The 24827-nt window shown below is 61.2% G+C and carries 26 protein-coding genes; 13 read left to right on the forward strand and 13 right to left on the reverse strand.

Features of this window, described 5'->3' with window-relative positions:
- Positions 1 to 32 precede the first annotated feature (32 nt).
- Together FEZ60_RS27790 and FEZ60_RS27795 are read left to right on the forward strand one after the other, a co-directional pair.
- Positions 33 to 2270, forward strand: a complete 2238-nt coding sequence (locus FEZ60_RS27790) for an arylsulfatase (RefSeq protein ID WP_072782747.1) — start codon at positions 33 to 35, stop codon at positions 2268 to 2270.
- Positions 2271 to 2325: 55 nt separating this feature from the next.
- On the forward strand, positions 2326 to 3243 hold the full coding sequence (locus tag FEZ60_RS27795; protein WP_033237001.1) for a LysR family transcriptional regulator: 918 nt from the start codon (positions 2326 to 2328) through the stop codon (positions 3241 to 3243).
- A 2-nt stretch (positions 3244 to 3245) separates the two neighbouring features.
- On the opposite strand, the gene FEZ60_RS27800 is transcribed toward FEZ60_RS27795, so the two are convergent.
- Genes FEZ60_RS27800 through FEZ60_RS27815 form a run of 4 tightly spaced genes read right to left on the reverse strand, consistent with a single transcriptional unit; the run spans position 3246 to position 7241 of the window.
- On the reverse strand, positions 3246 to 4298 hold the full coding sequence (locus tag FEZ60_RS27800; RefSeq protein WP_033237002.1) for a CoA transferase: 1053 nt from the start codon (positions 4296 to 4298) through the stop codon (positions 3246 to 3248).
- Positions 4295 to 5251 (reverse strand): LLM class F420-dependent oxidoreductase, encoded by a 957-nt coding sequence (locus FEZ60_RS27805; RefSeq protein WP_033237003.1) that lies wholly within the window; start codon positions 5249 to 5251, stop codon positions 4295 to 4297. Before FEZ60_RS27805 ends, FEZ60_RS27800 begins: the two co-directional genes overlap by 4 nt.
- Positions 5236 to 5664: a cobalamin B12-binding domain-containing protein gene (locus FEZ60_RS27810; protein WP_033237028.1), complete on the reverse strand. Its 429-nt coding sequence runs from the start codon at positions 5662 to 5664 to the stop codon at positions 5236 to 5238. Before FEZ60_RS27810 ends, FEZ60_RS27805 begins: the two co-directional genes overlap by 16 nt.
- Positions 5664 to 7241, reverse strand: a complete 1578-nt coding sequence (locus FEZ60_RS27815) for a methylmalonyl-CoA mutase family protein (protein WP_033237029.1) — start codon at positions 7239 to 7241, stop codon at positions 5664 to 5666. The genes FEZ60_RS27810 and FEZ60_RS27815 overlap by 1 nt, the downstream gene beginning before the upstream one ends.
- Before the next feature lie 70 nt (positions 7242 to 7311).
- On the opposite strand from FEZ60_RS27815, the gene FEZ60_RS27820 reads away from it, so the two are divergent.
- Positions 7312 to 8139: an NAD(P)-dependent oxidoreductase gene (locus tag FEZ60_RS27820; RefSeq protein WP_045064808.1), complete on the forward strand. Its 828-nt coding sequence runs from the start codon at positions 7312 to 7314 to the stop codon at positions 8137 to 8139.
- An 89-nt stretch (positions 8140 to 8228) separates the two neighbouring features.
- Positions 8229 to 9287 carry an alpha/beta fold hydrolase gene (locus FEZ60_RS27825; protein WP_172937607.1) on the forward strand — a complete coding sequence of 353 codons (1059 nt, stop codon included), beginning with the start codon at positions 8229 to 8231 and terminating at the stop codon, positions 9285 to 9287.
- Positions 9288 to 9295: 8 nt separating this feature from the next.
- On the opposite strand, the gene FEZ60_RS27830 is transcribed toward FEZ60_RS27825, so the two are convergent.
- Positions 9296 to 10408, reverse strand: a complete 1113-nt coding sequence (locus FEZ60_RS27830; protein ID WP_172937608.1) for a hypothetical protein — start codon at positions 10406 to 10408, stop codon at positions 9296 to 9298.
- Positions 10393 to 11517: a phosphotransferase family protein gene (locus tag FEZ60_RS27835; protein WP_346343423.1), complete on the reverse strand. Its 1125-nt coding sequence runs from the start codon at positions 11515 to 11517 to the stop codon at positions 10393 to 10395. The genes FEZ60_RS27830 and FEZ60_RS27835 overlap by 16 nt, the downstream gene beginning before the upstream one ends.
- 161 nt (positions 11518 to 11678) lie before the next feature.
- Here FEZ60_RS27835 and FEZ60_RS27840 point away from each other — a divergent pair, with 161 nt between their 5' ends.
- Positions 11679 to 12302: a TetR/AcrR family transcriptional regulator gene (locus FEZ60_RS27840; RefSeq protein WP_172937610.1), complete on the forward strand. Its 624-nt coding sequence runs from the start codon at positions 11679 to 11681 to the stop codon at positions 12300 to 12302.
- On the opposite strand, the gene FEZ60_RS27845 is transcribed toward FEZ60_RS27840, so the two are convergent.
- Positions 12292 to 13554: a VWA domain-containing protein gene (locus tag FEZ60_RS27845; protein WP_172937611.1), complete on the reverse strand. Its 1263-nt coding sequence runs from the start codon at positions 13552 to 13554 to the stop codon at positions 12292 to 12294. The genes FEZ60_RS27840 and FEZ60_RS27845 overlap by 11 nt on opposite strands.
- A 118-nt stretch (positions 13555 to 13672) precedes the next feature.
- On the opposite strand from FEZ60_RS27845, the gene FEZ60_RS27850 reads away from it, so the two are divergent.
- The 4 genes from FEZ60_RS27850 to FEZ60_RS27865 all read left to right on the forward strand — a co-directional run bounded on the left by FEZ60_RS27850 (position 13673) and on the right by FEZ60_RS27865 (position 16265).
- On the forward strand, positions 13673 to 14176 hold the full coding sequence (locus tag FEZ60_RS27850; protein ID WP_172937613.1) for a MarR family transcriptional regulator: 504 nt from the start codon (positions 13673 to 13675) through the stop codon (positions 14174 to 14176).
- Positions 14177 to 14187: 11 nt separating this feature from the next.
- The gene (locus FEZ60_RS27855) at positions 14188 to 15258 is read left to right on the forward strand and encodes an LLM class flavin-dependent oxidoreductase (RefSeq protein WP_172937616.1); all 1071 of its coding nucleotides are present in this window, start codon (positions 14188 to 14190) and stop codon (positions 15256 to 15258) included.
- On the forward strand, positions 15255 to 15818 hold the full coding sequence (msuE, locus tag FEZ60_RS27860; RefSeq protein ID WP_172937617.1) for an FMN reductase: 564 nt from the start codon (positions 15255 to 15257) through the stop codon (positions 15816 to 15818). The genes FEZ60_RS27855 and msuE overlap by 4 nt, the downstream gene beginning before the upstream one ends.
- A gap of 72 nt (positions 15819 to 15890) precedes the next feature.
- Positions 15891 to 16265 carry a CD225/dispanin family protein gene (locus FEZ60_RS27865; protein ID WP_095887071.1) on the forward strand — a complete coding sequence of 125 codons (375 nt, stop codon included), beginning with the start codon at positions 15891 to 15893 and terminating at the stop codon, positions 16263 to 16265.
- On the opposite strand, the gene FEZ60_RS27870 is transcribed toward FEZ60_RS27865, so the two are convergent.
- A complete protein-coding gene (locus FEZ60_RS27870) occupies positions 16262 to 17395 on the reverse strand; it encodes a lipase family protein (RefSeq protein ID WP_141485113.1) in 1134 nt (377 codons plus the stop codon). The two genes, FEZ60_RS27865 and FEZ60_RS27870, sit on opposite strands and share 4 nt — an antisense overlap.
- A gap of 184 nt (positions 17396 to 17579) precedes the next feature.
- Between FEZ60_RS27870 and FEZ60_RS27875 the strand changes: the two genes are divergently transcribed.
- Positions 17580 to 19043 carry an NAD(P)/FAD-dependent oxidoreductase gene (locus FEZ60_RS27875; RefSeq protein ID WP_045064827.1) on the forward strand — a complete coding sequence of 488 codons (1464 nt, stop codon included), beginning with the start codon at positions 17580 to 17582 and terminating at the stop codon, positions 19041 to 19043.
- Here FEZ60_RS27875 and FEZ60_RS27880 read toward each other — a convergent pair.
- On the reverse strand, positions 18956 to 19204 hold the full coding sequence (locus tag FEZ60_RS27880; protein ID WP_133637934.1) for a hypothetical protein: 249 nt from the start codon (positions 19202 to 19204) through the stop codon (positions 18956 to 18958). The two genes, FEZ60_RS27875 and FEZ60_RS27880, sit on opposite strands and share 88 nt — an antisense overlap.
- A 184-nt stretch (positions 19205 to 19388) precedes the next feature.
- Between FEZ60_RS27880 and FEZ60_RS27885 the strand changes: the two genes are divergently transcribed.
- Positions 19389 to 20060, forward strand: coding sequence for an NAD(P)H-binding protein (locus FEZ60_RS27885; protein WP_172937624.1), 672 nt, complete (start codon positions 19389 to 19391; stop codon positions 20058 to 20060).
- On the opposite strand, the gene FEZ60_RS27890 is transcribed toward FEZ60_RS27885, so the two are convergent.
- Together FEZ60_RS27890 and FEZ60_RS27895 are read right to left on the reverse strand one after the other, a co-directional pair.
- Positions 20038 to 20808 (reverse strand): ABC transporter permease, encoded by a 771-nt coding sequence (locus FEZ60_RS27890; protein ID WP_033237016.1) that lies wholly within the window; start codon positions 20806 to 20808, stop codon positions 20038 to 20040. The two genes, FEZ60_RS27885 and FEZ60_RS27890, sit on opposite strands and share 23 nt — an antisense overlap.
- 35 nt (positions 20809 to 20843) lie before the next feature.
- Positions 20844 to 21281 carry a GtrA family protein gene (locus FEZ60_RS27895; RefSeq protein WP_045066699.1) on the reverse strand — a complete coding sequence of 146 codons (438 nt, stop codon included), beginning with the start codon at positions 21279 to 21281 and terminating at the stop codon, positions 20844 to 20846.
- A 142-nt stretch (positions 21282 to 21423) separates the two neighbouring features.
- Between FEZ60_RS27895 and FEZ60_RS27900 the strand changes: the two genes are divergently transcribed.
- Positions 21424 to 22128, forward strand: a complete 705-nt coding sequence (locus tag FEZ60_RS27900) for a TetR/AcrR family transcriptional regulator (protein ID WP_045064834.1) — start codon at positions 21424 to 21426, stop codon at positions 22126 to 22128.
- 61 nt (positions 22129 to 22189) lie between these two features.
- On the opposite strand, the gene FEZ60_RS27905 is transcribed toward FEZ60_RS27900, so the two are convergent.
- On the reverse strand, positions 22190 to 23689 hold the full coding sequence (locus FEZ60_RS27905) for an MFS transporter (RefSeq protein ID WP_033237018.1): 1500 nt from the start codon (positions 23687 to 23689) through the stop codon (positions 22190 to 22192).
- 100 nt (positions 23690 to 23789) lie between these two features.
- Between FEZ60_RS27905 and FEZ60_RS27910 the strand changes: the two genes are divergently transcribed.
- Positions 23790 to 24449: a TetR/AcrR family transcriptional regulator gene (locus FEZ60_RS27910; RefSeq protein ID WP_230590437.1), complete on the forward strand. Its 660-nt coding sequence runs from the start codon at positions 23790 to 23792 to the stop codon at positions 24447 to 24449.
- 9 nt (positions 24450 to 24458) lie between these two features.
- On the opposite strand, the gene FEZ60_RS27915 is transcribed toward FEZ60_RS27910, so the two are convergent.
- Complete coding sequence (locus FEZ60_RS27915) at positions 24459 to 24662, reverse strand: PspC domain-containing protein (RefSeq protein ID WP_172937625.1); 204 nt, start codon at positions 24660 to 24662, stop codon at positions 24459 to 24461.
- Positions 24663 to 24827: the final 165 nt, after the last annotated feature.

Here is a 24827-nt window from a genome sequence, read left to right on the forward strand (position 1 = left end):
CCCGTCAACACACCGTTCACCGAAGGAGTGGGATGTCCGCGAATGCGCACAGCCGCAAGGCACCAGAAGGTTCACCCAACGTCGTCGTCATCGTTCTCGATGATCTGGGCTTCGGCCAATTCGGCTGCTACGGTTCGGATATCGAGACTCCGAACATCGACAAACTGGCCCAGGGTGGACTGCGCTACAACCGATTTCATGTCACCGCTCTGTGCTCGCCGACGCGTGCCGCCCTCTTGACCGGGCGCAATCACCATGCCGTTGGAATGGGGTTTCTCGCCGATATCCCGACGTCGGATCCCGGCTACACCGCCAAGATTCCGCCGGAAGCGGCAACCGTCCCCCGCATCCTGCGTGACGCTGGGTGGAACACAATGGCCGTCGGCAAGTGGCACCTACTCCCGTCCGGTGAACGCAGCAGCGCCGGACCGTACGATCGGTGGCCGTCGGGACTTGGCTTCGAGAAGTACTACGGTTTCCTGCGCGGCGACGCCAACCACTGGGCTCCCGAGTTGGTCCGCGACAACTCGTACGTAGATCCTCCGAGCGGACCCGAGGACGGCTATCACCTCACCGAAGATCTTGCAGACGAGGCTATTCGGATGGTGGTCAACCAGCAGGAGTCGGCGCCGGGCAAACCCTTCTTCCTCTATTTCGCCACCGGCGCCATGCATGCGCCGCACCATGTCGAGAGGAAATGGGCGGACGACTACGCCGGTCAATTCGACCTCGGCTGGGATCGATGGCGCCAGAACGTCTTCGAGCGGCAGGTGGCCGAAGGAATCGTCCCCGCCGATACGATACTGACGGAGCGACCGTCGTGGGTTCCGGACTGGGAGCAGCTCACCTCTGACGAGCGGCGCCTGTACTCACGTATGCACGAGGTGTACGCCGGGTTCCTGACACACACCGACGCTCAGATCGGCCGCGTCGTGGACAGTCTCGAGGAATTGGGGATCCTCGACAACACACTGATCTTCGTGATGTCAGACAACGGTGCCAGTGCTGAGGGTGGGGTCGCCGGCACATCCAACGAACACCGGTTCACGCACCGCATTCACGACAACATCGAGGAGAGTCTCGATCAACTCGAGGATTGGGGTGGAATTCACGGATACCCGCACTACGCCTGGGGTTGGGCCTGGGCCGGTAACACTCCGTTCCAACTGTGGAAGCGATACACCTGGCTCGGCGGTACTCGTGTCCCGATGATTGCGCACTGGCCCAAGGGCATCAGCTCTGGCGGCGCGGTGCGTGGGCAGTTCGCGCACGTTATCGACGTCTTCCCCACAATCTTGGAAGCCTGCGGCGTCACCGCTCCCGATACAGTCGGAGGCGTCGCACAGCAGTCGGTCGACGGGGCAAGCCTGCTGTCGACGTTCAGCGACGCATCTGCTCCCGACCCGCGGACTGTTCAGTATTTCGAGATGCTCGGTTCACGATCGATCGTGGCGGACGGGTGGAAGGCAACAACCAATCACGTGTCGATGGGTGTGATGGACGAGGAACTGCTGATGGAGGGCAGTCGCGATTTCGACAACGACCGTTGGTCGTTGTTCAACCTGGAATCCGACTTCTCCGAAGCCAACGACGTGGCCGACGAATTCCCCGACGTCGTAGCGAAACTCGAGCAGCTGTGGTTCGCCGAGGCGGAACGGAACAACGTCACACCGATCGCCGACAACCTGCGGGGCCGCACTGCAAGCATTGTGCCGCGGGACTATCCCGTCGGCTCGGACATCACGCTCTATCCGAAGGGCGGTCCGGTCTCGGACGAGGCGATTCCCCGACTTTTTGCAGGCGGGCGTATCACCGCTGACGTCGATGTGGCAGCCGAGAATCCCGAGGGCGTTCTGTTTGCTCTCGGAGATTGGACCGGTGGCTTCGCGGCGTACGTCTGCGACGGGGTCCTTACCGTCACGGTGGCGACACCGGGCGGGGAGATCCTGCTCTCGGCCGATCGGAAACTCACCAGTGGACGTCATCAGCTCGGGTGTGTTCTCAGTCCTGTACCCGAAGGCGGTGCGCGCGTGCAGATTTTCGTCGACGGCAACATTGTCGGGACCGGGCACAGCGATCATTCTCTGCCCCATGCCTGGCAACACGGCGGCACATCGATGACGCTCGGGTACGACCGCGGCCTCCCGGTCAGTAACAGCTACCGTCCGCCTTTCGCGTGGAACGGAGTGCTGCACCAGGTTCGGATCGAGGCCGGTACGCAGATCATTCCGGAGAAGGATGTCATCAGAATCGCGCTCCAGGTCGAGTAGCGGGGCACCGTTCTACCTGCCGGGACACGACATCCCGGCAGGTAGACTCGCGCGCATGGAAGTACAGCAACTCCGCTGCATCGTCGCCGTTGCCGACTACGCCCATTTCACCCGCGCCGCACAGTCTTTGCACCTCACTCAACCGGCACTGTCCAATGCCATCGCGAAGCTCGAGAAGGAACTAGAGCTCAAGATTTTCGTTCGGACCCCGCGCGGGGCGGAAGTGAGCGTGGACGGCGCCAGAGTTGTCGATTCAGCCCGGCGAGTGTTGCACAGTCTCGGCGAATTGAATTCCGTCGTCGACAGCATCAAAGGCGTCACGACGGGTGCATTGCGGATCGCCACACGCCGGACGTTCATGCGTACGACCACCGAGTTGGTGCGCCGCTTTCACGAGAAGTACCCATTGGTCTCCATCGACGTCACGGATCCGATGACCGACGAGGAGGTCTTCGACGCTGTCGATCAAGGCAAGTGCGACGTGGGGTTCTGCCGGATCGGCGGACGTTTACCCGGGCTCGACTTCCAGGTCTTGTACGAGAGCGAACTGGTGGTGCTGAGCGCCGCTACTGCCGACGACTGCCCGCCGAGAGTTCTCAGTTGGCCAGACGTCGCGGAGTTGGAGTTGATCGCACCGTCTGCGGGCAGCCCTGTGCGGGTGGGGTTGGAGCGTATCTTCATCGAACAGTCATTGCAGATGAAGGTCTGCATCGAGAGCGAGAATTTCGAGTCACGCGTGGACATGGCACGAATGGGTTTGGGTTCCACGATTGCAGACCGAGTATCGGTACTCGGCTTGCCGGGGTTTCGAATCGACTCCATCAATCCCCCGATTCCCACGAAGATCGGAGTCATCAACCGAAGTCACTCGGTTCCCCCGACCGTGCACGCATTCAAATCCCTTGCGCGAGAATATTTCACGGACAACTTTCCGCAAGTAGCGCAATTCGAGCTCGGTGCACGGCCGGCGTGACGTCAAATGCGAGCAGGAATGTCCCCGTGCTCACCGAGCAGGGGCGGCGGGCCGTACTCGGGTTCGTAACCAGCGACGCGGATCGGACTTCCGACCAGACGGTAGTCCCCGGCGGTCACTATCGCCTCCGGAAGCGCGTCGAGCGCGTCAGGTAGTGAACGCACTGCAGATGCGGGCACTCCTAATGGGCGCAGGCGAGATTCCCAGTTGGCGGCGGTGTCCGTGGCCAGCACTTCGGTAACGGCGCCCAGTACCTCGTCTCTGCGCTCAGCTCGCTCAGCCATCGTCTCGAATCCCACGATGCCGGCTTCGCCGGCAAACGAGCGCCAGAAACCGTCGTGTGTGATGAACAGTGCGAGGTGTCCGTCTGCCGTCGGAAATAGTTGAGCGGGAACATAGTACGAATGCGCGCCTGAAGGGAGTCGACGCGGCTCCACACCGTCGTTGAGGTAGGACGACGCTCGATAGTTGAGCTGCGAGAGCATGACGTCTTGCAACGACACCTCGACCTGTCCGCCGCTACCCGATACGATCTGCGCCAGAAGTCCAAGAGCCGCAGTAAGCCCGGAGGAATTGTCTGCCGAGGAGTATCCGGGAAGTGTCGGCGGACCGGACGGGTCACCGGTCAGCGAAGCTACGCCGGTTGCTGCCTGAATGACGTAGTCGAAGGCAGGATCGTCACCGGCGGCCAGCCCGAATCCGGTGAGTGCAACGCAGACGATTTGTTCGTTCCATTTACGCAGAGCCTCGTAGGTCAGGCCGTACCGGTGGATGGCCGACGGTTTCAGGTTTGCCAGCAGCGCATCGGATTCCTCCACCAATTCGCCGAGACGCGCCTGCCCGGCCTCTGTCGTGAGGTCGATGCAGATACTCCGCTTGCCGCGATTGAGACTCGCGAAGTAAGAATCGCTGACCTGGCGCGATATGTCTCCGCTCGGCGGTTCGATCTTGATGACGTCGGCTCCGAGATCAGCCAGCATCATGGTCGCGTACGGTCCGGCGAGCATGTGCCCGATCTCGAGGATCCGAATGCCCGCCAGCGGCCCGGAGGTCACCGGAACTCCGCTGCGATCTGTGCGATCACTTCGCGCGTCCGGTATTTGGAGGCGATCAACTCGTCCCGGTTGTCACCGATGGGGAGTAGTCGCATCGAAAGATCGGTAACCCCGGCGGCCTCGTAGCTGCGGAATCCCTCGAGTATCGCATTCTCGTCACCCACAACGCACAGATCACCAATGTCCTTGGCGCCACCCTTTTCCAAGAGTTTCTGATAGTTCGGCGACACCTCGGCTTCACCGAGGATCCGGTTGGCTCGCTCGCGCGCTTTGTCGACTTCGGACGGACTGCACAGACAGACCGGGATGCCCGCGATGATGCGCGGATCGGGACGGCCGGCGTCGGCTGCTGCCTTGCTGATCCGAGGAACGACGTGATCTTCGATCGCACGCTGGTCTGCCATCCACAGTATGGTTCCGTCTGCGCGCTCGCCGGCGATCTTCAGCATGACTGGTCCGAGAGCGGCAACCAGAACTGGCATCGGAGATACGGGACCGATCTCGAGCGGATTGTGCACCGTGAACGTCGAGTTCTCCACGTCTACCGGACCGGGGCCGTTGAGGGCAGCGGCAAGGACCTCGAGGTAGTCGCGGGTGAGCCCGGCCGGCTTGTCGTAGGGCAAGCCGAGCATGTCCTCGATGATCCAGTGATGCGACGGACCGACACCGAGCGCCAACCGCCCGTCGGTTGCCGCGTGAGCCGAGAGTGCTTGCCGCGCCAGTGCAATCGGATGTTGTGCCTGCAGCGGAACCACGGCTGTGCCGATTTCGATTCTCGACGTCCGCGTGCCCATCAGGGACACAGCCGTCAACGCGTCGAAGTCGCTGGGAACCTGCGGCACCCAGACACTGTCGAGACCGGCGGCCTCTGCCCACTCCACGTCCGCCATCATGCGGGCGACCTTCTTCGCGGAGTCGCCCCGCTCGGGGCCGATCATCACTCCGATGCGCACGGTTCCTCCAGATTTGCTGTTGCCGATGTTTCAGTCAATGCGCGTACTCCGCTGACCAGCTCTTCCAGTGAAGCGCCGGTGGGAAACACTGCCGAGGCACCGGCCTCGAGCAGGCGCGGCACATCCGACTGCGGGATTGTGCCTCCTACAACAACTTTGATATCTCCTGCGTCCGCAGCCCGAAGAGCCTCGACGGTTCGAGATGTGAGCGCGACGTGAGCACCGGAGAGAATACTGAGTCCGACAACAGCCACATCTTCTTGCAGCGCAATGGTGACGATGTCTTCGACCGTCCGCCTGATACCGGTATAGATAACTTCGAATCCGGCGTCGCGCAACGCTCGTGCGACGATCTTGGCACCACGGTCATGGCCGTCGAGGCCTGGCTTTGCAACAAGTACGCGGGCGCTCATCAGAACACCACCGGCTGCTGGAATTCGCCCCATACTGCCTTGAGGGACGAAACCATCTCGCCGACTGTGCAGTACGCGTTGGCGCAGTCGATCAACTTGTGCATCAGATTGTCCGTTCCTTCCGCTGCTCGGGACAGTGCCGTCAGTGACCTCGCCACCTCGTCAGGATCACGGTCCGCTTTGACCCTCGCGAGCCGTTTCAGTTGCAGCTCACGCCCTTCGGCGTTGAGCTCGTAAGTCGAAATCTCCGGCGCGGGTTCCTCGGAGACAAACCGGTTGACACCGACAACCGGCTTTACGCCCGATTCGACGTCCTTGTGGAGTTGGTAGGCCTCATCGGCGATCAGCCCCTGCAGGTAGCCGTCCTCGATCGCTCGAACCATGCCGCCGTGCGCTTCGAGATCCGCCATGATCTCGATGAGTCGCTCTTCCGTTGCATCCGTGAGAGCTTCGACGAAGTAGGACCCGCCGAGCGGGTCGGCCACCCGAGTCACTCCGGTCTCGTAGGCGAGTATCTGCTGGGTACGCAGGGCCAGCGTTGCGGACTCTTCACTGGGAAGAGCAAACGGTTCGTCCCAGGCCGCTGTGAACATGGACTGGACGCCGCCGAGTACCGACGCCATGGACTCGTACGCCACACGCACCAGGTTGTTCTGCGCCTGCGGCGCGTACAGCGACGCGCCACCGGCGACACAACCGAAGCGGAACATCGACGCCTTGTCGGTGGTGGCGCCGTAACGCTCCCGGACGATAGTGGCCCAACGACGGCGTCCGGCACGATATTTGGCGATCTCCTCGAAGAAGTCGCCGTGTGTGTAGAAGAAGAACGAAATCTGCGGCGCAAACTCGTCGATGGTCATGCGTCCACGCTCGACCACTGTGTCGCAGTAGGTGACACCGTCCGCGAGTGTGAAGGCCATCTCCTGGACAGCGGTGGCGCCGGCATCACGGAAGTGCGCTCCGGCCACCGAGATTGCATTGAACCTGGGCACCTCGGCGGCGCAGAACTCGATGGTGTCGGCAATCAACCGCAGCGACGGCTCCGGGGGCCAGATCCACGTACCTCGGGAGGCATATTCCTTCAGGATGTCGTTCTGGATTGTCCCGGTGAGCTTCTCCCGCGGAACACCCTTGCGTTCAGCAGCAGCCACATAGAACGCCAGCAGAATCGCGGCCGTTCCGTTGATGGTGAAACTGGTGCTGATCTTGTCGAGCGGGATGTCCTCGAACAGCACCTCCGCGTCGGCAAGGGTATCGACGGCTACACCGACGCGCCCGACTTCTTCGGTGACCTCTGGGTCATCGGAGTCGTAGCCGCATTGGGTGGGCAGGTCAAGGGCAACCGAGAGTCCGGTGCCGCCTTGCGCGAGGAGATAGCGATAGCGAGCGTTGGACTCTTCCGCGGTGCCGAACCCGGAGTACTGCCGAAAAGTCCACAAGCGCCCTCGATATCCCGAGGAGAAGTTGCCGCGGGTGAAGGGGTACGCGCCCGGTGCGGGCGGATCGACAGTCCTGTCCTCCGGTCCGTAGACCGGAGCGAGAGGGATGCCGGACGAGGTTTCCGTGAAGTCGTTCATCGTTGAATACGGTACTTGCAAAAAATGAGAATGCCAATACCATTCCAGAGAACGAGAACTTAGGAGAACGATGCCCAGCCAGAACGCACTCACCGATCGCACCTTGGTCATTTCCGGCGGAAGCCGTGGAATCGGCCTTGCCATCGCCACCGCAGCAGCCAAGTACGGAGCGAACGTCGTTCTGCTCGCCAAGACAGGCGAACCACACCCGAGACTTCAGGGAACCGTGCACACAGCCGTCGAAGGCATCCAAGCTGCCGGCGGAAAGGCCGTTGCCGTCGTCGGCGACGTCCGGAAAGAAGAAGACGCCAGGCGCGCTGTCGCCGTCGCGGTCGAGAATTTCGGTGGCGTCGACATCTGCGTCAACAATGCGAGTGCAATAGCCCTCGAAAGCACGGAAAACCTGCCGGCAAAGAAGTACGACCTCATGCAGGAAATCAATTCGCGAGGCACGTTCCTACTCACACAGGCCGCCCTGCCACACCTGCGCGAGTCGGAAAACGCACACATCCTCACCATCGCACCACCGGTGAACATGAACCCGTACTGGCTCGGCGCACACCCCGCATACACGCTCTCGAAGTACGGAATGAGCCTGCTCACCTTGGGCTTTGCGGCGGAATTTGCCGACGCCGGCATCGCCGCGAATTGCTTGTGGCCACAGACGTACATCGCCACTGCAGCGGTCGCCAACATGGCCGACGGAGACAGCCTGCTGTCCTCGTCACGTAGTCCGGAAATCATGGCCGACGCGGCCGTCGAGATCTTCTCCCAGCCGTCCACGAAGACCACCGGCAACTGCTTCATCGACGCCGATGTACTCATCGAGTCGGGAATCACGGACCTGTCGGTCTACGGCGGCGGCGACAATCCGCAGCTTGATCTGTTCCTGGACTGATTCGAACACACTGCAGCGGGTGTATGTGATCGTAGGTAACATACACTCGTTGTGGCCGAAGCACGGCTGCCGACTGCGAGGGGACAGCTGTGTTGGATACGAGGCGTTTGATCACGAGTGCTCGTAACGCGTGGGGTCTGTCCTTCGGCGACGGAGTCGAAGAGCGCCGGCGCACCCCGTCCACCCTGATCTCCGAAGGTCCGCACCGCGATCTGTACCGCTTCGGAGAAATCCAGGGACGACCCGTACTCCTGGTGCCCCCGTTGGCTGTCCCCGCATATTGTTACGATCTCCGGCCCGGCCAGAGTCTCGCTTCCCATCTCGTTCGAGGTGGACATACGCCGTACGCGCTCGACTACGGAACGATGCAATACACAGATCGGCACATGGGATTTGAATCCTGGATCGACGGCATCATCCCCGATGCCATACGTGCGGTCTCCGAATTGCACGACGGCACAGATGTTTCCGTCATCGGCTGGAGCCTCGGTGGAACCATGACGCTGTTGACCGCGTCGGCTCACTCCGACCTGCCGATAGCGTCGATCACAGCGATCGGCACCCCGGTCGACTACACCAAAATTCCCACAATCAGCCCACTTCGGCTGATCGGTGGATACACCGGCGATCGCCCACTCACGACGGCCACCGATCTGATCGGCGGGCTTCCTGCTCCCCTGGTGCAAGCTAGTTATCGCGTGACCGCGCCGCAACGGGAACTACTCAAGCCGTGGTTCATCGCCAAGAACCTGCACAACACCGAGACCCTTGCCCGCATGGAATCGATCGACACCTTCATGGCGGACATGCCCGGCTACCCTGGGCGGGCATTCAGGCAGATCTGTAGGCAGCTCATCCTGGGAAACGGGTTGTACAAGAACACAATCGTTCTGGGAGGCCGAAGCATCGACCTGTCCGAACTGAATGTGCCGGTACTCGCCATCGGCGGAACATCCGATGTCATCGCACCCGCCGCCTCGGTTGCGGCAATCCGGTCGGTCCTGACCGGATCACCGTCCGTTCGATTCGAGGAGGTGCCGGGAAGCCACCTCGGCATTGTGGCCGGCCCGACGTCAGAGAACTCCACCTGGGCGCACATCGACAGCTTCTTGAAAGACGTTACCCAGCAGATGGTTACGGCTCTCTAGATACACGTTCACTTCGCCATGTCGAGCCAACCCACAAAGCCGGACGGGTCGTGGCGCCCCATGACGGCGTGTTCGAACATGCCCCACCCCTCGGACCCGTTGCAGGTTGCCCGCGCGATGTGGTCGATTGTTCCGTAGGGAAGCTTGGCAACGATCGCCGGGTCGGTGAGGTCGTACACCGACGCCGAGCTCCAGTTACGGCCGCGCCATTCTCCATGCGTCCAGTCGCTGTCGCCGCCGTAACCGGCACCGACGTTGAGAGCAACAAATCCGATGGTGTCGATATCGACAACCAGAGCCTCGCCGGCCGGCGTAGTCAGGTGAATACGTGCGCTCTCGGGATGCCTGGTTCCGGGTCGGTACGCGATTTCGGTACGCGGCCAACCTAATTGCTCAACTCGCCCGTCCGGGAAGGTGCGCGTCGCGTGGCTCAGAGTGCGGTAGCCGTCGGGGCTTTCCTGCACGATGATCATCAGCGCAAAATCGTCGAATCGAAGCGGCACATACGTCCACCAGTGACCGCCGGGGGGCTCGTCGCCCATGCGGCCCGCTGGATCCGGCTCGCCGACGGGTCTGATCCCCCACGAGCGGTCACGACTTCCCGTCCAGACTGCCGGATCGACGGCAATATCGGTGCCGCGCACGCTCATCATGCCGGACCAACTGCCGACCTGCGCAAAGCGGGTGGCGTCGAGGATCGCTCGCGGACCCGACATCAAAGTGTGGTGTTCCTCGAGAACCGAATCGAAGGCACCCTCCCATGTCATGTCGAAGGAAAGGTCTTCATGTTCGCAGACAACCCGCAAGGTCTGCAGCGGCTTGATCACCTCGACCCGGTACCCACCCACTTCGGTTTTGGTCGATGCACCGTCATGCGCATCCGAAAACCGCACTGCCACTTGCGTATCACCGGTGCGGACGGTGGCAAATGCGTCGACGACGCCGAGGTTGGGGTACACCCCGAGTCCGGTCACGAGGAAGACGTCCCCGGTGCGGTCGTGGGCGTTGAAGTAGCATCGGTCGTAGAAATTGCGGTCCGTGCTGGCAACGCGCGCCATGGACAGCGGCGCCTGGTGCACTGGGTATTCGTCCAGATCGATCGGCTTCACTTCTTGTCCCATTCGTAGGTTCCATCGATGAGGTCTGCAAGCATGCGGTGATGCAGTACGTATTCGTCGGGATTCTCCGGAGCCTCTATCTCCCCGAAGTGGATTCGACGTCGAGCGATCTGTGACATGACGATTCCGTGCCGCAACGCCGCGTACACCAGATAAAAGTCGAGGTCACGAACCGTCACACCCGTCGCCTGCTCGTATTGTGCGACTACGTCTTCGCGTCGGAACATCTTCGGCAGTCCGGGCATGGAGAACTGTTCCGCCAGGTCCTGGAACTGACGGTGGAAGAATATGAACCAACCGAGATCAACTTCGCGCGGCGCCGCGGCTGCCGATTCCCAGTCGAGGACCGCGACCGGAGTGGTCCCTTGGAACATGATATTGCCAACCCGAGAGTCACCCCAGCACAACACATCTGCACTCGGCTCTTTCGGCCAGTGGGCTTCGAGCCATTCGAAAGCAGCTTCCAACAGCGGGATTCGTAGTCCGTCGTCGCGGCGGGTCCAGTCGTAGTATGCACGCTCGCCCTCGAAGTGTCGGCGCAGGCCTGACATGCCACTCAGAAAGGGCAGTTCTGCGTCGATGCCGTGAATCCGCGCCAGAATATCGATACTGCTCGACTGAACACGCGCCTGGTCTTCACTGCTCGATTCCAGAAGCCATCCACCAAATACGTAGGGCGGGTTGTCCACCGGGACTGCACCGATCACTCGGTCCATGACCAGGAACGGGGTCCCGAGGGCTTCCGACGAGGTCTCGACCCAGCGAACGTGCGGGACGGGCACATCACTTCGCTCGCGTACCGCGGTCAGGACGTCGAACTGATATTGGAGGTCGTACGTGGGGAAAACAGGAAATGCCGAGACCTCAGGTGCCAGTCGCGCCACCAACTGTGCCGACTGTGGGGCTCCTTCCTCGGTCCAGTCCAGATCGAACAGCACTGAGACACTGGACATTCCCGAATGGGCCGGCCTGCTCACGTTGTACACACGCACATCGGTGGCGGCGCCGAGCGTTCCGACAAGCCACTTTTCGAGTTGCGCAGAGACAACCTCGAGGTCGGTCTCCGTTGTGGTGATCGACGCTTCCACGTCGTCCGGCATGCTCGTTGTCACTTCAGGGAGCCTTCCTTCACTTGATTCACGTTCGCGCCGCATCTTCGACTCCGAGAAAATCGCCGGCAGCGTCAAAAGTTCCGTGATTGGGCTAAACTTTCTGTACTGCAGGCCAAATATAGACTTGAGTTTAGTTTTGTGGAAGGTTTTCGGGAGAATTGATGACCGACGAACAGATGCCGCTCTCACGCCGCGAGCGCAACAAGTACGAGACACGCCAGCGACTCCTGAGCGCAGCCCGCACATTGTTTGCCGCAAGGGGTGTAACAGGCACGACGATCGACGACCTCGCCGAGGCAGCCGATGTCTCGCGCGCGACGTTCTTCAATTACTTCCCCAGCAAGGATGCGGTGGTCTCGGCACTACACGACGGCCACATGCAGAAGCTGGGCGTTCTGATCGACGGACTGCTCGAGCGTGAAATGACGACAAATGAACGGATTCGCCTCGTCCTCGAAGACGTCACCGACGCAACGCACAGATTCAGGGAGTACCTCCGCGCCGGCGAACTCGAGCGAGACCCGGCGCGCGAACAGATCAGTCCCGAACGCACCGAACAGTTCCACGATCAAATCCGTCGACTACTCGATCGCGGAATCGTCGACGGCGAAGTGCGCACGGACTTCTCGGCCCATTTTCTCGCTCAGACCGTTGCTGCCGTGTATATCTCATCGGTTCAGTACTCGCGGCCACCGGCAGCCGACAACACGGATAACACAGGCAGCTTCGACGACGCTCTACGTTTCATCGCCGAAGCACTCGAACCGCGAGACGCTATCTCGTGATTCCGGCTGCGACGGCACTTTTGTGCCAGTCGGGGAATTCGCTCAACAACCGTGAATAGAGCTCGGAGTCGGAAACGGAATCGATGTCGTCGAGTGCAAAGAACCCGGCGTTGTCGACCACTCGCCCGTCCATGTCGTCGAGCTTCTCGAGCACTCCGTACTTGGCCTTGCCGATCCCGACGAACTGCCAGAACGCCGGTAGCGCCGACGCGTCGCGCATCAGAGCCGTAATTTCCCGACGCTCGGTGAATCCTCCGTCTGTGAAGAAGAGGACAAGCGTTGGCGCCGTACCGGAGCGCAAGCCGGAGACGATTTCCGTCATGATCGGAATTTCGCGGTTGGACGCACCGATCGCGTCGTAGTCGAATCCGCCGTGCGATCCGCGCAGGTGCAGGTATTCCTCCGACCAGGATTCGGCGTCGTGCACCGATATCTCCGGAAGTTTGTGGAAGCCAACCGCATACAGGTACGGCTCGAGCTTGCCGTCGTCGTCGAGCTGAATCGCGACGGGAACCATTCGCTCGACGACCCGGTGAACCACCTTCGACCTGTACTGCTTGCTCATGCTGCCGGTTTTGTCGATCACCAGGATCACGCGGGCGCGGATTCCGTTGCCGCCCTTGGTCAACAGCACCTTCGCGACTTCGCGTTTACGAAGGTCGAGCTTCTCGCGCTTGACCATCGACAGCTTGGCTTCGTCGGGAACGCTGCGAATACCGTCCGTCGACGCTTCTGCAGGCTCCTCGTCGACCGAGACCCCGAAAGTGGTCACCAGATCCGCCAATCCCCCGTCCCATCCGGCTGAGACGTTGCGGATCTTCCACGCCTCACCGCGGCGGTAGATCTCGACCAGCACAGCCGCCCGCTCGGTGGTCAACCCCAGCGCAGGGGCAGCGATACGTTCACCGCCTGCCTGATCGCCCCCTGCCTGATCAACCATGGCCCCCAACTGCGGCACGTCGGCAAGAGCACCGGACACATTGCCGTCGAGCGCGACCGCAACGCTGAGCATCATGATGTCGGCCGGCACGCCGGCGCTGTCGATCTCGACAACTCCTCCGTCGCTCAGGCGTACCGCACCTTCCGGCGAATTCGGCTGATTGAAAAAGATGAAATCCGCGTCGCTGCGGACCTTGTTGTTGCCGTCGAGCTGGAAAACCTTCAGGTCGACGCTGCCAGGGGCGGCACCCGTCACCGCCACTCTCAGCGTGTGTCCGTCGACCGTTGTGTTCGCTCCGCGTACCAACTCCATGCGGGAACACTATCGAGATCCGGACCTCTCAGAGCGTTCAGGAATAGATTCCGCCCTCCCAGCGTAATAGTTGAGTAAGCAATACTTGCGTAAGCAAATAAATCGAGGAGCGAGGGCGATGGACCAGGACAAACGGACGCGCGGCCGGGTGTGGCGCAATCTTGTCGTCGCGCACAGCGTCATCCTCGGAAAAATGGAGGCTGACCTGCGCGCAAGCACCGGGCTGACGCTCGGTCAGTACGACGTACTGCTGCGACTGCACGAAGCCCCCGGCAATTCACTGCGTATGGGCGACCTCGCCCAGCAAGTCCTGGTTACCACCAGTGGCGTCACCCGAGTCGCGGATCGACTAGTCAACGCCGGACTGGTAGAGCGGGTGCGCCCCGACGCCGACCGACGGGTCGTCACGGTCTCGATGACACCCGCAGGCAAGGAAACTCTGCGAGCCGCATCTGCCATTCATTCGCGCGGAATAGCGGAGTACTTCGCCGACCTGGTCGAAGCGGAAGAACTTCCGGTCCTCGATCGCTTCTTCAGCCGCCTCGCGGCTCACCACACCACAACAACTGACACCTGTGATGTCGGCGGCACGCGCCTCCCCATCACCCCCGCGACACGATAGAGAGAATCACCATGGCATTCGAACTCGGCATCTACCATTTCGGCGAACTCACGCCCGACCCCGAAACCGGCAAGACGATGAACCCCGGTGTCCACCTTCGACATTTGGTGGAGCAGGCAACCGTTGCCGACCAGGTCGGGTTGGACGTCTTCGGAGTCGGCGAGCATCATCGGACGGACTTCGCGGTCTCGTCGCCCGCTGTGGTGCTCGCCGCGATGGCGCAGGCCACCGACTCCATCAAACTCTCCAGCGCTGTCACCGTACTCAGCTCCGACGATCCGGTCCGCGTCTTCCAGCAGTTCTCGACGCTCGACCTCCTGTCCGAGGGACGAGCGGAGATCATCGCCGGACGCGGGTCCTACACCGAATCGTTCCCACTGTTCGGATACGACCTGTCCCAGTACAACGAGCTTTTTGCCGAAAAGCTCGATCTGCTCCTGAAACTGCGGGACGAGAATCCGATCACGTGGGAGGGACACCTGCGTCCCAGCCTCGTCGACGGTGACGTAACACCTCGGCCTGACCGTCAGATCCCGGTGTGGATCGCTGTCGGCGGCACCCCGGCGTCGGTAGTTCGGGCAGCCAAGCTGGGACTTCCGTTGTCGCTGGCCATCATCGGCGGTAGTTACCAGCAGTTCGAGCCCTTTGTCGACCTGTACCGCCGGGCCGCCGTGGAGTTCGGCCACGACCCGAAGAACCTGAAGGTTTCGATTGCGTCGCCAGGCTTCGTCGACACGTCGAAGCAGGCCGCTCTCGATACGTCGTACCCGTACTTCCAAGCCGGTTGGATGCAGAACCACCACCAGCGTGGCAACGGAGTTCCCATGCCGCGCAGGGCATACGAAGCGCAGGCGACAACAGCCGGAGCCTTCTTCCTCGGTGGTCCGCAAGAGATCATCGACAAGACAATGGCGCAGTACGAACTGTTTCACCACGACCGGATCATGATCCAGATGGGTTTCGGCAACGTTCCCCAGAAGGACATGCTCCGAGCCATCGAGATCCTGGGCACCGAAGTCGCTCCCGTCGTCCGCAAGGAAATCGAATCCCTGACACCAACCGAGAAGCAGGACAACTCATGACAACACCCCTGAAAGTTGTTGCCGTTGTCGGCAGCATGTCCAGGCCGTCGAAAACCCGGGCACTGGTCGACCTCGTCATCGAGACGATGGGAGACGTCGAGCAAGTCGACGCTCGGGTGATCGAGATCGTGGATCTGGTTCCCGGCTTGGCCGGCGCACTCGATCGTGACCACGTCGACGCAGCCACCGCCGACGCGCTGAACGCGGTCGAAAACGCAGACATCGTGATTGCGGCGTCGCCTGTGTTCCGCGGTTCGTACACCGGAATGTTCAAGCATTTCTTCGATCTCGTCGATCAATATGCTCTCGCGAACACGCCTGTCATTCTCGCGGCAACCGGCGGAAGTGATCGGCATGCACTGGTTCTCGACCAGGCACTGCGGCCACTCTTTGCGTTCTTCCAAGCATGGACTGCTCCTGTCGGCATCTATCTCAGCGCCGGTGATTTCGACGGGACGACCATCCTCAACCCTGAGGTATTCGAACGTATCGACATGGCCGTCAAGGACGTTCTTCCGGTAGCCAGGTTGCTCGCGGATCACACACCGGTTTCCGCCTAGTTGGGTTACTCCGATGATTCTCGAGCTGAATCGCAGTAGCGTCGAGGAGAACCCTCATGTCAGGAGCCCATCATGACAAGTTCGGAACAACCCCCTCGGTCGCAACCCACCGCTGCGCAACCCACCGCTGCGCAACCCACGTCTGCAGCCTTCCCGCGGAACCCCGACCGCCCACCGGTCAATGCCGGGTGGGCGGTGGTGTCCTTGCTCTTCTTCTGGCCGCTGGCCTTCTCGGCTTTCAACCACGCGTTCAACGTGTATCCGTTGTGGGCGGACGGCGACGCGGACGGTTCACGCTACGCATCGGACCGGGTCAAGAGGCTTGGACAGATATCACTCGTGATAGCGGGCGGGCTGCTGTTGATCTTCGTCATCCTGTACGCGATCGCGGCAATAGTGTGGTTCGCGCAGACCGGCGACAGCGATTTTCATCGCCGCATGCGCTAGCGCATTACTCGCTGCGTGAACTCGACAGTCTGATCCATCGATGCAATCACGGACTGACTGTGGGGGACTCCCTGGATTTCTTGATACTCGAATTGCGTACCTCTGGAACGTAGATCGACGAGTTGCGCCCAGGTGAACGGAATGGGAAGTGTTGTGTCGGCGGTGGACTGAACGATGCGCAACGGCCGGTCGTAACCGTCGACCGGAACCTGAAGCATCTCTCGCATCAATTCGTAAATGTGTGGCGTCCACAGCGATTGAGAAAAGAGAGCGCCCAAGGGAACCCTCTCGCTTGCAACAGTCTTACCGATATCGACCGCACACTGCGTCGCAGCCTTCTCCATCCACGAAATTCCGAGGGGCGAAAGATACTGTCGGACATTCTCTTCCGGACGCTGATCATCGATCCCACCGAGAAGGTAGAGGACATAAACCACGAGTCCGGGAATACCCAACTCCGGGAACAACGGGCCACCGAGCGGGAACAACCCCTCCAGGTGAGTAGGTCCGGCAACAACCACTGTGCCCCGGAAATCCAATTCCGGTGCGCGGGAACTTGCTTCATGGCCGGCGAAGTAGGCAGCATGCCCACCTTCCGACAGACCCGCCACCATCCAGCGTTCGTCCAGCACGTCGCCGTACACCTCGTGCGCGGCGCGAACGATGTCGATTGCGTTGGCACCCGCGGCTGGGCCGTCGAGGTAGGCCAGAGCGCCCTCGGTCCCGAGTCCCGAGTAGTCCGTCGCCACAACTGCGTAGCCCTCCGCCAACCATCGCTCGATGGGGCGTCGTTCGGTCTCGTAGAACCCGGCCACCGAAGGCGCGCAGCGATCAGCGCTGCCCACAGTTCCGTGGGCGTACGAGATCACCGGCCACCCACCCGTCGGCGGTGCCCCCTCCGGCAGGAATATCGAACCCGACGAGATTCCTTGCCGATCGGCCGTCCGAAGAGTTCGGTAGACAATCTGTTCGGAAACGGCGGCTCCAATCGGTAGCGTCGCCGCGGCGAGTGGCATATGAGAGACAACCGATCCCGCGATCGGTTCTTCCGCGCGCGCAACTGTCGCATTCAGTGACAGCGCTGTACACACAACCACCAGTGCCGCGCCGACCCTACTCGAACAGCCCATGTTTTCTTTTCTCCACAACAATGCCCATGACGTGTACTCGGACATCCCATCATCTGCCATAACAGCCGTGAATTGTGGAGCTTCGCGGCGCGAGGTTCCGATTTCGATCGCCGGCGCATCGGTCAGTAGGCTGGGTTTCGACCACCTTTTCACCGGGACGGCGCACTCGATACGGAGTACACAGATGAGCACCGAACACCTCGATGTACTGATCGTCGGTGCAGGCCTGTCGGGTATCGGTGCTGCGTATCGCCTTCAAACCGAGCTTCCCGGAAAGTCGTACGCCATTCTCGAGGCTCGCTCGAACAGTGGCGGAACCTGGGATCTGTTCAAGTATCCCGGCATTCGCTCCGACTCCGACATGTTCACGCTGGGGTATCCGTTCCGCCCGTGGACCGATGCCAAGGCAATCGCCGACGGCCCGTCGATCCTGCAATACGTCCGGGACACCGCCAGTGAGAACGGTATCGATCAGAAGATTCGGTACAACCAGAAAGTGACTGCGGCGTCCTGGTCGTCGGAAACGTCGGTCTGGACGCTCACTGTCGTGTCCGAGGATCGGGAACACACACTCACCTGCAATTTTCTCTATCTCTGCAGCGGCTACTACAGCTACGACGCCGGATACACACCCGATTTCCCAGGCTTGGAAACGTTTGGCGGAACCGTCGTGCATCCACAGTTCTGGCCGGACGATCTCGATTACACCGGCAAGAAGGTGGTTGTGATCGGAAGTGGCGCTACCGCAGTCACTTTGGTTCCTACGATGTCCAAGAGCGCCGAGCACGTCACGATGCTGCAACGGTCACCGTCGTACATTCTGACGTTGGCGTCGAAAGACAAGATCGCGGATTCCTTCCGCAAGTACCTGCCGAGCAAGGTGGCACACAGTGTGGCCCGGTGGAAAAGCGTCCTGGTCAATCTCGGCTTCTACCAACTGTGCCGTCGCAGCCCGGCACGCGCGAAGAAGCTACTGAGCATAGCCGCCAAGCGGCAACTCCCCCATGATGTTCCGATCGATCCGCACTTCACGCCCGCCTATGACCCGTGGGATCAGCGACTATGCGTCGTACCCGACGGCGATCTGTTCAAGGCGCTGAAATCCGGCAAGGCCTCCATCGAAACCGATCGCATCGAGACGTTCACCGAGTCCGGGATTCGCTTGATGTCCGGCACTGAACTCGACGCGGACATCGTGGTCACAGCAACAGGATTGAAGATGGAAGCCTGTGGCGGAATGTCCCTCGACGTAGACGGTGAGCCGGTATCCCTTGGCGATCGATACGTCTACAAAGGCATGATGATCAGCGAAGTTCCGAATCTCGCGATGTGCGTCGGGTATACCAACGCGTCGTGGACGCTGCGGGCAGACCTGACGTCGATGTACGTGTGCCGCCTGCTCGCCGAGATGGACAAGCGCGGATACTCCACCTGCGTTCCGCAGGTAACCGAGGACATGGATCAACGCCCCATTCTCGATCTCGAGTCGGGATATGTGTTGCGTGCCGTCGAACAATTCCCGAAGCAGGGATCGAAGTCGCCCTGGAACATGCGTCAGAATTACATCCTGGATCGCTTCCACTCGACGTTCGGGAGCATCAACGACCACATGTCGTTCTCGAAGAACAACTCGCGCGCAAACAGGTAGACCAGTCGAACGAGTCCCACCACCACACCGATGAGAAGGCACATCGCGGAACCTGCGACAACAGCACACAGCGCGCCGAAAACGATGATGGTCAACGCCTCCACACATCGACCGGCGGTTTCCGACCCGAGCACATGTAGCTCGTCCCCCGCTTCGTCCATGCACCCATCCTCTCCCTACCGTCCGGACGGTTTGTAGGGACTTTGGTCGCAAGTTGGATGAAAGAGACCAATCGTTGCAGGTCAAACGTTCAGTTGGCGCTCCGGCATACTCCGCCCCGACACCGCTGCGTAGTGTGTTCGCAGAATTCGACAACGCAGAATTCGACAACGGGGGGCAACACAGATGAAGGTCGTAATTTTCGGGGCAACGGGAATGGTGGGCAACAGTGTTCTGCGCGAGTGCCTGACGGATTCGCGAATCGACACGGTAGTGACCGTCGGCCGTAATCCGATCACGATCGGCGACGCAAAAATAGTCGACATCGTTCATCGCGATCTGCTCGATCTCACGAGCATCGAGGGAGACCTCATCGGCGCCGATGCCTGCTTCTTCTGCCTCGGTGCCTCGTCTGCCGGAATGAACGAAACCGACTACACCCGGATCACCCGCGACCTCACGCTCGCTGCCGCGACGACACTCGCACGGCTGAATCCGCACATGGTGTTCGTCTACGTTTCCGGCGAGAGTGCCGACTCCACCGAGACCAGCACGACCATGTGGAAGCGAGTACGTGGCGCAACCGAGAACGCACTGCTGGCACTGCCTCTGACCGTCTACATCTTCCGGCCGGGGTTTATCCGCCCGCGCCCCGGATCGCCGTCGAAGACGTGGTGGTACAAGGCGTTCTATCAACTGTCAGCGGGACTGTACCCACTGCTGCGCATTGTGCTGCCGGCAAGCGTCACAACAAGTGAGAACATCGGTACGGCAATGATCACCCTCGCGTCGAACGCCCCTGATCTGCCCGATCGGGTCCTGCGCAGCAACAAGATCAACGAACTCGCGCAGCTCTGACTCGCCTACCTCGGTAGACGCGGCCTCGCGCAACCAACTCCACGGCAACGGCTACCGCGCAGGTTTGCGCCAACAACAACCCTGCCAATACAAGGATCTGCACAGCCCCGGCCTGCACCGCGGATCCCGTCGCAAGCAGAACGCCGACAAACGCTCCGGGCAAAGTCACCAGGCCGACGGTTCGCGTCTGGTCGACTCCTGGCAGCAAAGCGTCGGCGGCGGCAGTTCTCGCCACCTCCCACCGGGCGTCGCGCTGCGAAAAACCAAGGCTGAGGGCAGCTTCGACCTCACCGTATCGGGAGTCGATGGCGTCGAGTCCACGTTTAGCGGCCATCGATGTCGCGGTCATAGCGCCGCCCATCACGATCCCGCCGATCGGCACGATCGCAACCCCCTCCAAGGGAACCACCCCTGATATGAGCATGAGTGGGAGCACAACGGCGATGCCCGCGAGCACAGCGGCACTCAGCCAAACGCCGGAGCGACCGGAGTTCGATCTACGCGCAGCCGTGAATGACGCGGCCGCAAACATCCCGATCAGCACGAGTACCGCCGACCAGAGGTGAGCGAGAGCAGCAGCCAGGATCAAGGAAATCGCTGCCAATTGGATGGCGCCACGCACCAGCGCACCGGGGACGACACGAACACTGCCGATGCGAGTGAAGCGATAAACGAGCGCCGCCAACACCGCCATCGCCAGACAGAGCAGCCCGAGACGGATACCGGAGTCGGCTATCGACATGCTCATGACTCACAGTGTTCCGCACGCTGCGTCTGGTTCGGTCAGAACACCCATCCGCGGAGGGCGACAAAGCGCAGGCCTCCGACGAGTGCGCTGACTCCGATCACGAGGCCGGCTTGTACAACGCCAGTTGCGCCGGGGAACAGGAAACCGAGTGCGCTGATGGCAGCCGAGCTGGCGAGCAGTCCGACAAGTGCCAGTCCGCCGCCTTCCCACTGCGCGGTGAACCAGTGGACGCGGTCAGCGGCGTGGAACGTGAGCCGCCGATGAAGTTCGTTGGCAAGAATAGTGCTGAGCACCGCGCCCACGGCGTTGGCGACAAGGACTCCGTCGCCATGCAGAGCAAGGAACGCGGCGAAGTAGAGGATGTTACTGATGCCGCCGACAAGAGCGAATCGGATGAGCTGGATGAACGCACCGTCACCGGAGAGAGCCCGCAGTGCGCGGCCCGAGAAGCCGATATTCCGCGTACCCATCATCGAGGTCGTTTTACTCCCGACCCAGATGTCAGACGTGCTCATAAATGGCTTCTCTCGTGAAGTTAATCGGAACCATTCGTTCCGCTTAGCAATATAACACTAGCGGAACCGTATGTTCCGCTTAGTGTCGTAGACTGTGAGGATGCCGACAAGTCACCCCGATGCACTAGTGGGATCGTCGGACATTTGCGGACAGCCACGTCTGCGTGCCGACGCCCAGGCGAACCTCGAACGCATCCTCTGTTCCGCGCGTGAAGTCTTCGGAGCCCAGGGCCTCGATGCCACGCTGGCGGATGTCGCACGTCACGCGGGCGTCGGAGTCGGCACCGTCTACCGACGATTCGCCAGCAAGGACGAATTGATCCAGGCCTTGTTCGACTCCCGCTGCGCGGAGATCGAATCCCTTGCGACAACGTCACTCGAGATTCCCGGCGCCTGGGACGGGCTTGTCCACTACCTCGAAGCGATCTCGCGTCGTATGGCAGACAGTCGCGGATTCGGCGACATTCTGATGGACGCCCGTTTCACGTCCGACGCGTTCACCCGTGCCCGTGCCAGCATCACTCGCAGTACCGCCGCCCTCGTCAACCGCGCGAAGGATGAGGGCACCTTGCGCGACGACTTCGAAATCAGCGACGTTCCACTTCTCATCCAGACCATCAAGCTGTCGCAGAATTTCACGGGCGACGATGCTCCGGAGGCATACCGCCGCGTTCTCGGCTTCATCATCGACGGCTTGCGGGCATCGCGGACCACACACCGTGAACTTCCCGTGCCGGCCCTCACGACCGAGCAACTCGACCACGTCATGCACCGTTACGGAAGTGGACCGGACGGCCCCTGCTGAGTCGAGAAGGTCGGGGCCGCCTGCTGACCAGTTCATTCAGACAGCGGCCCCGACCTTTATCTCAGTGCACCAGAACCGGTTCACCCTCAGGTGCCGTCGGGAGTAGTCCACTCCGAACAACCAATGCCGTCAGCACAGCGCCGACCGCAAAAATGGCTGCAGCCCAGTAGAACGTCGTGGTGTAACTTTCGACGGCGGCCTGCGCCTGCGTGATGGGGTTGACCTCACGACCGACGAGGTAATTCGTAGACGCGGATGCCGCGATGGTGCTCAGTAGCGCTGTCCCGATGGAACCGCCCACCTGTTGCATCGTGTTGACCGTTGCCGACGCAACTCCGGCATCTTCGTAGCGCACACCCGAGGTTGCGCCCTGCATCGACGGCGCGAAGATGCTGCCCATACCGAGGCCGGTGACGACCAGTCCGGGCAGAATGTGGACGGCGTACGTGCTGTCCACCGAAATCTGCGCCAGAATTGTCATTCCGATTGCGGCGATGACCATTCCGCTGGTGATCAGGATACGAGGACCGAATCTCGGCAGAAGTACTGCAGTGGACAGCGTTGCCGCCGTGACGATTCCGAACACCATGGGCATGAAGGCCAGACCGGTCACGATCGGCGTGTATCCGAGGATCAACTGCATGTAGTACGTCAAGAACAAGAAGACCGCGAACATGCCTGCGCCGGAAAGGAAGATAGCCAGGTACGAGCCGGCGCGGATTCGATCGGTGACCACTCGCAGCGGGAGCAGCGGATGGTCGGACTTGGTTTGCCAGTAGATGAATGCGGCCATGAATACGACGCCCGCGGTCAGCCACGCAATGGTGGTACCGGCACCCCAACCGTTCGATTCAGCCTTCGAGAATCCGAAGACGATGCTGAAGAGGCTGATCGACACCAGAACGGTTCCGGGGATGTCGAGTTTCGGCCTGGCTCCGGTAGTGACGTGGGGCGCAAACAGCAGCACGGCTCCGACCAGCGCGATTGCCGCGAAGAACAGGTTCACGTACAGGCACCAGCGCCAGTCCACCCATTCGGTAAGCGCACCGCCGAGGAGCAATCCGATAGCGCCGCCGCCGCCGGCCACTGCGCCGAAGATGCCGAAGGCCTTTGCCCGTTCTGCCGGATCCGTGAAGGTCACCGACAGTAGTGACAGTGCCGCCGGAGCAAGTAGTGCACCGAAGACGCCCTGACCTGCACGCGCGGCGACCAGCATTTCGAAATTGACCGCCGCGCCGCCGATTGCCGAGGTAACCGCAAATCCGATCAGCCCGACGATAAAGGTGCGCCTGCGGCCGAACAGGTCGCTCAACCGGCCACCGAGCAGCAGCAAGCTGCCGAAGGCCAAGGCGTACGCGGTGATGATCCACTGACGATCGGAATCACCGAATTCCAATGAACGCTGCGCTGCCGGCAGCGCGATGTTGACGATAGTGGCGTCCAAGACCACCATGAGCTGCGCAATTCCCAGAACCGCGAGAATCAGCCACCGTTTTGCGTGGTTGTCCCCTGAAGGCGCCGGGGACTTGTCGATTTCAGTCCACTCAGCAGTTTCTGACATGTTCCCTCGCCCGAGCTATGCGGAGATGGCTTCTCCGGTTAGCGAAAACGCTACACCCAAATGGAGATCATGTCTCCACTTGGCGAGTAAACTGGACATCATGAGCACCGCAATGGAGCGCCCTCTTCGCGCCGACGCCGCCCGCAACAGGCGATTGATCATCGACGCCGCGCGTGAGTTGTACGCGGAAGAAGGCATCGACGTCACACTCGACGACGTGGCTCGCCGCGCGGGTGTCGGCGTCGGCACGGTGTACCGACGGTTCGCAAACAAAGAAGAATTGATCGACGGCGTCTTCCAGCAGAACTTCGCCGACATGGCCGCTGCCACCGAGGCGTCGCTCGCCAACCCGGACCCCTGGGACGCCTTGGTGACATTTGCCGAATTCGCTTGTGGCCGAATGTCTGTCAACCGCGGACTCAAGGACGTACTCAACGGAACAGACGAGGGATGCGAGCAGGTCGCGAGTCAGCGATCCATCATCGAACCTGCCGTCGAAGAGATCTTTCGGCGAGCACGAGACGCCGGAATGCTGCGCCCCGATGCGGTGTCCACCGACCTCTTCGGACTCATCTTCATGGTGGGAGCGGTCACCGAGTTCGCCCAACCCGTCAACCCGACGGTGTGGCGCCGGTTCCTGTCGGTGATGCTCGACGGACTCCGCGCCGAGGGCAAACACCGAGACCCCTTACCTTTGCCACCCCTGACGCCGGACGAGCTGCATGAGGCAAAGCTGATACTCAAATCTCGCAAACGCTGAACAGCGCGCTCAGATCGTTTCGCGTGGAATGAAAATCCACATCACGAGGTAGATCAGAAACTGCGGTCCGGGCAGCAAGCACGACAGTACGAACAGCAACCGAACAGTCGACGCCTTCCACCCGAAGTAGCGTGCAATGCCGGCGCACACACCGCCGAACATTGCACCCGACCGTGCGCGAGTGAGCTTGCGGGTCTTCATCGATGACGTCATGGATTGACCTTTCGGTACGTGTCGCGGCGACTGCCGCGTTGACATCAACTATCCGCCGAACTGCCGCGCCGCACATCGGGCGCAGGACCCATCTTTCCGGCCACGGTTCATCCTCAGGTATCAGTGCTACCCCGAGCGACAATCAGGGTTGACCCCGACGGAAAC

The organism is Rhodococcus sp. MS16 (assembly GCF_013277795.1).
GTDB lineage: Bacteria > Actinomycetota > Actinomycetes > Mycobacteriales > Mycobacteriaceae > Rhodococcus_F > Rhodococcus_F globerula.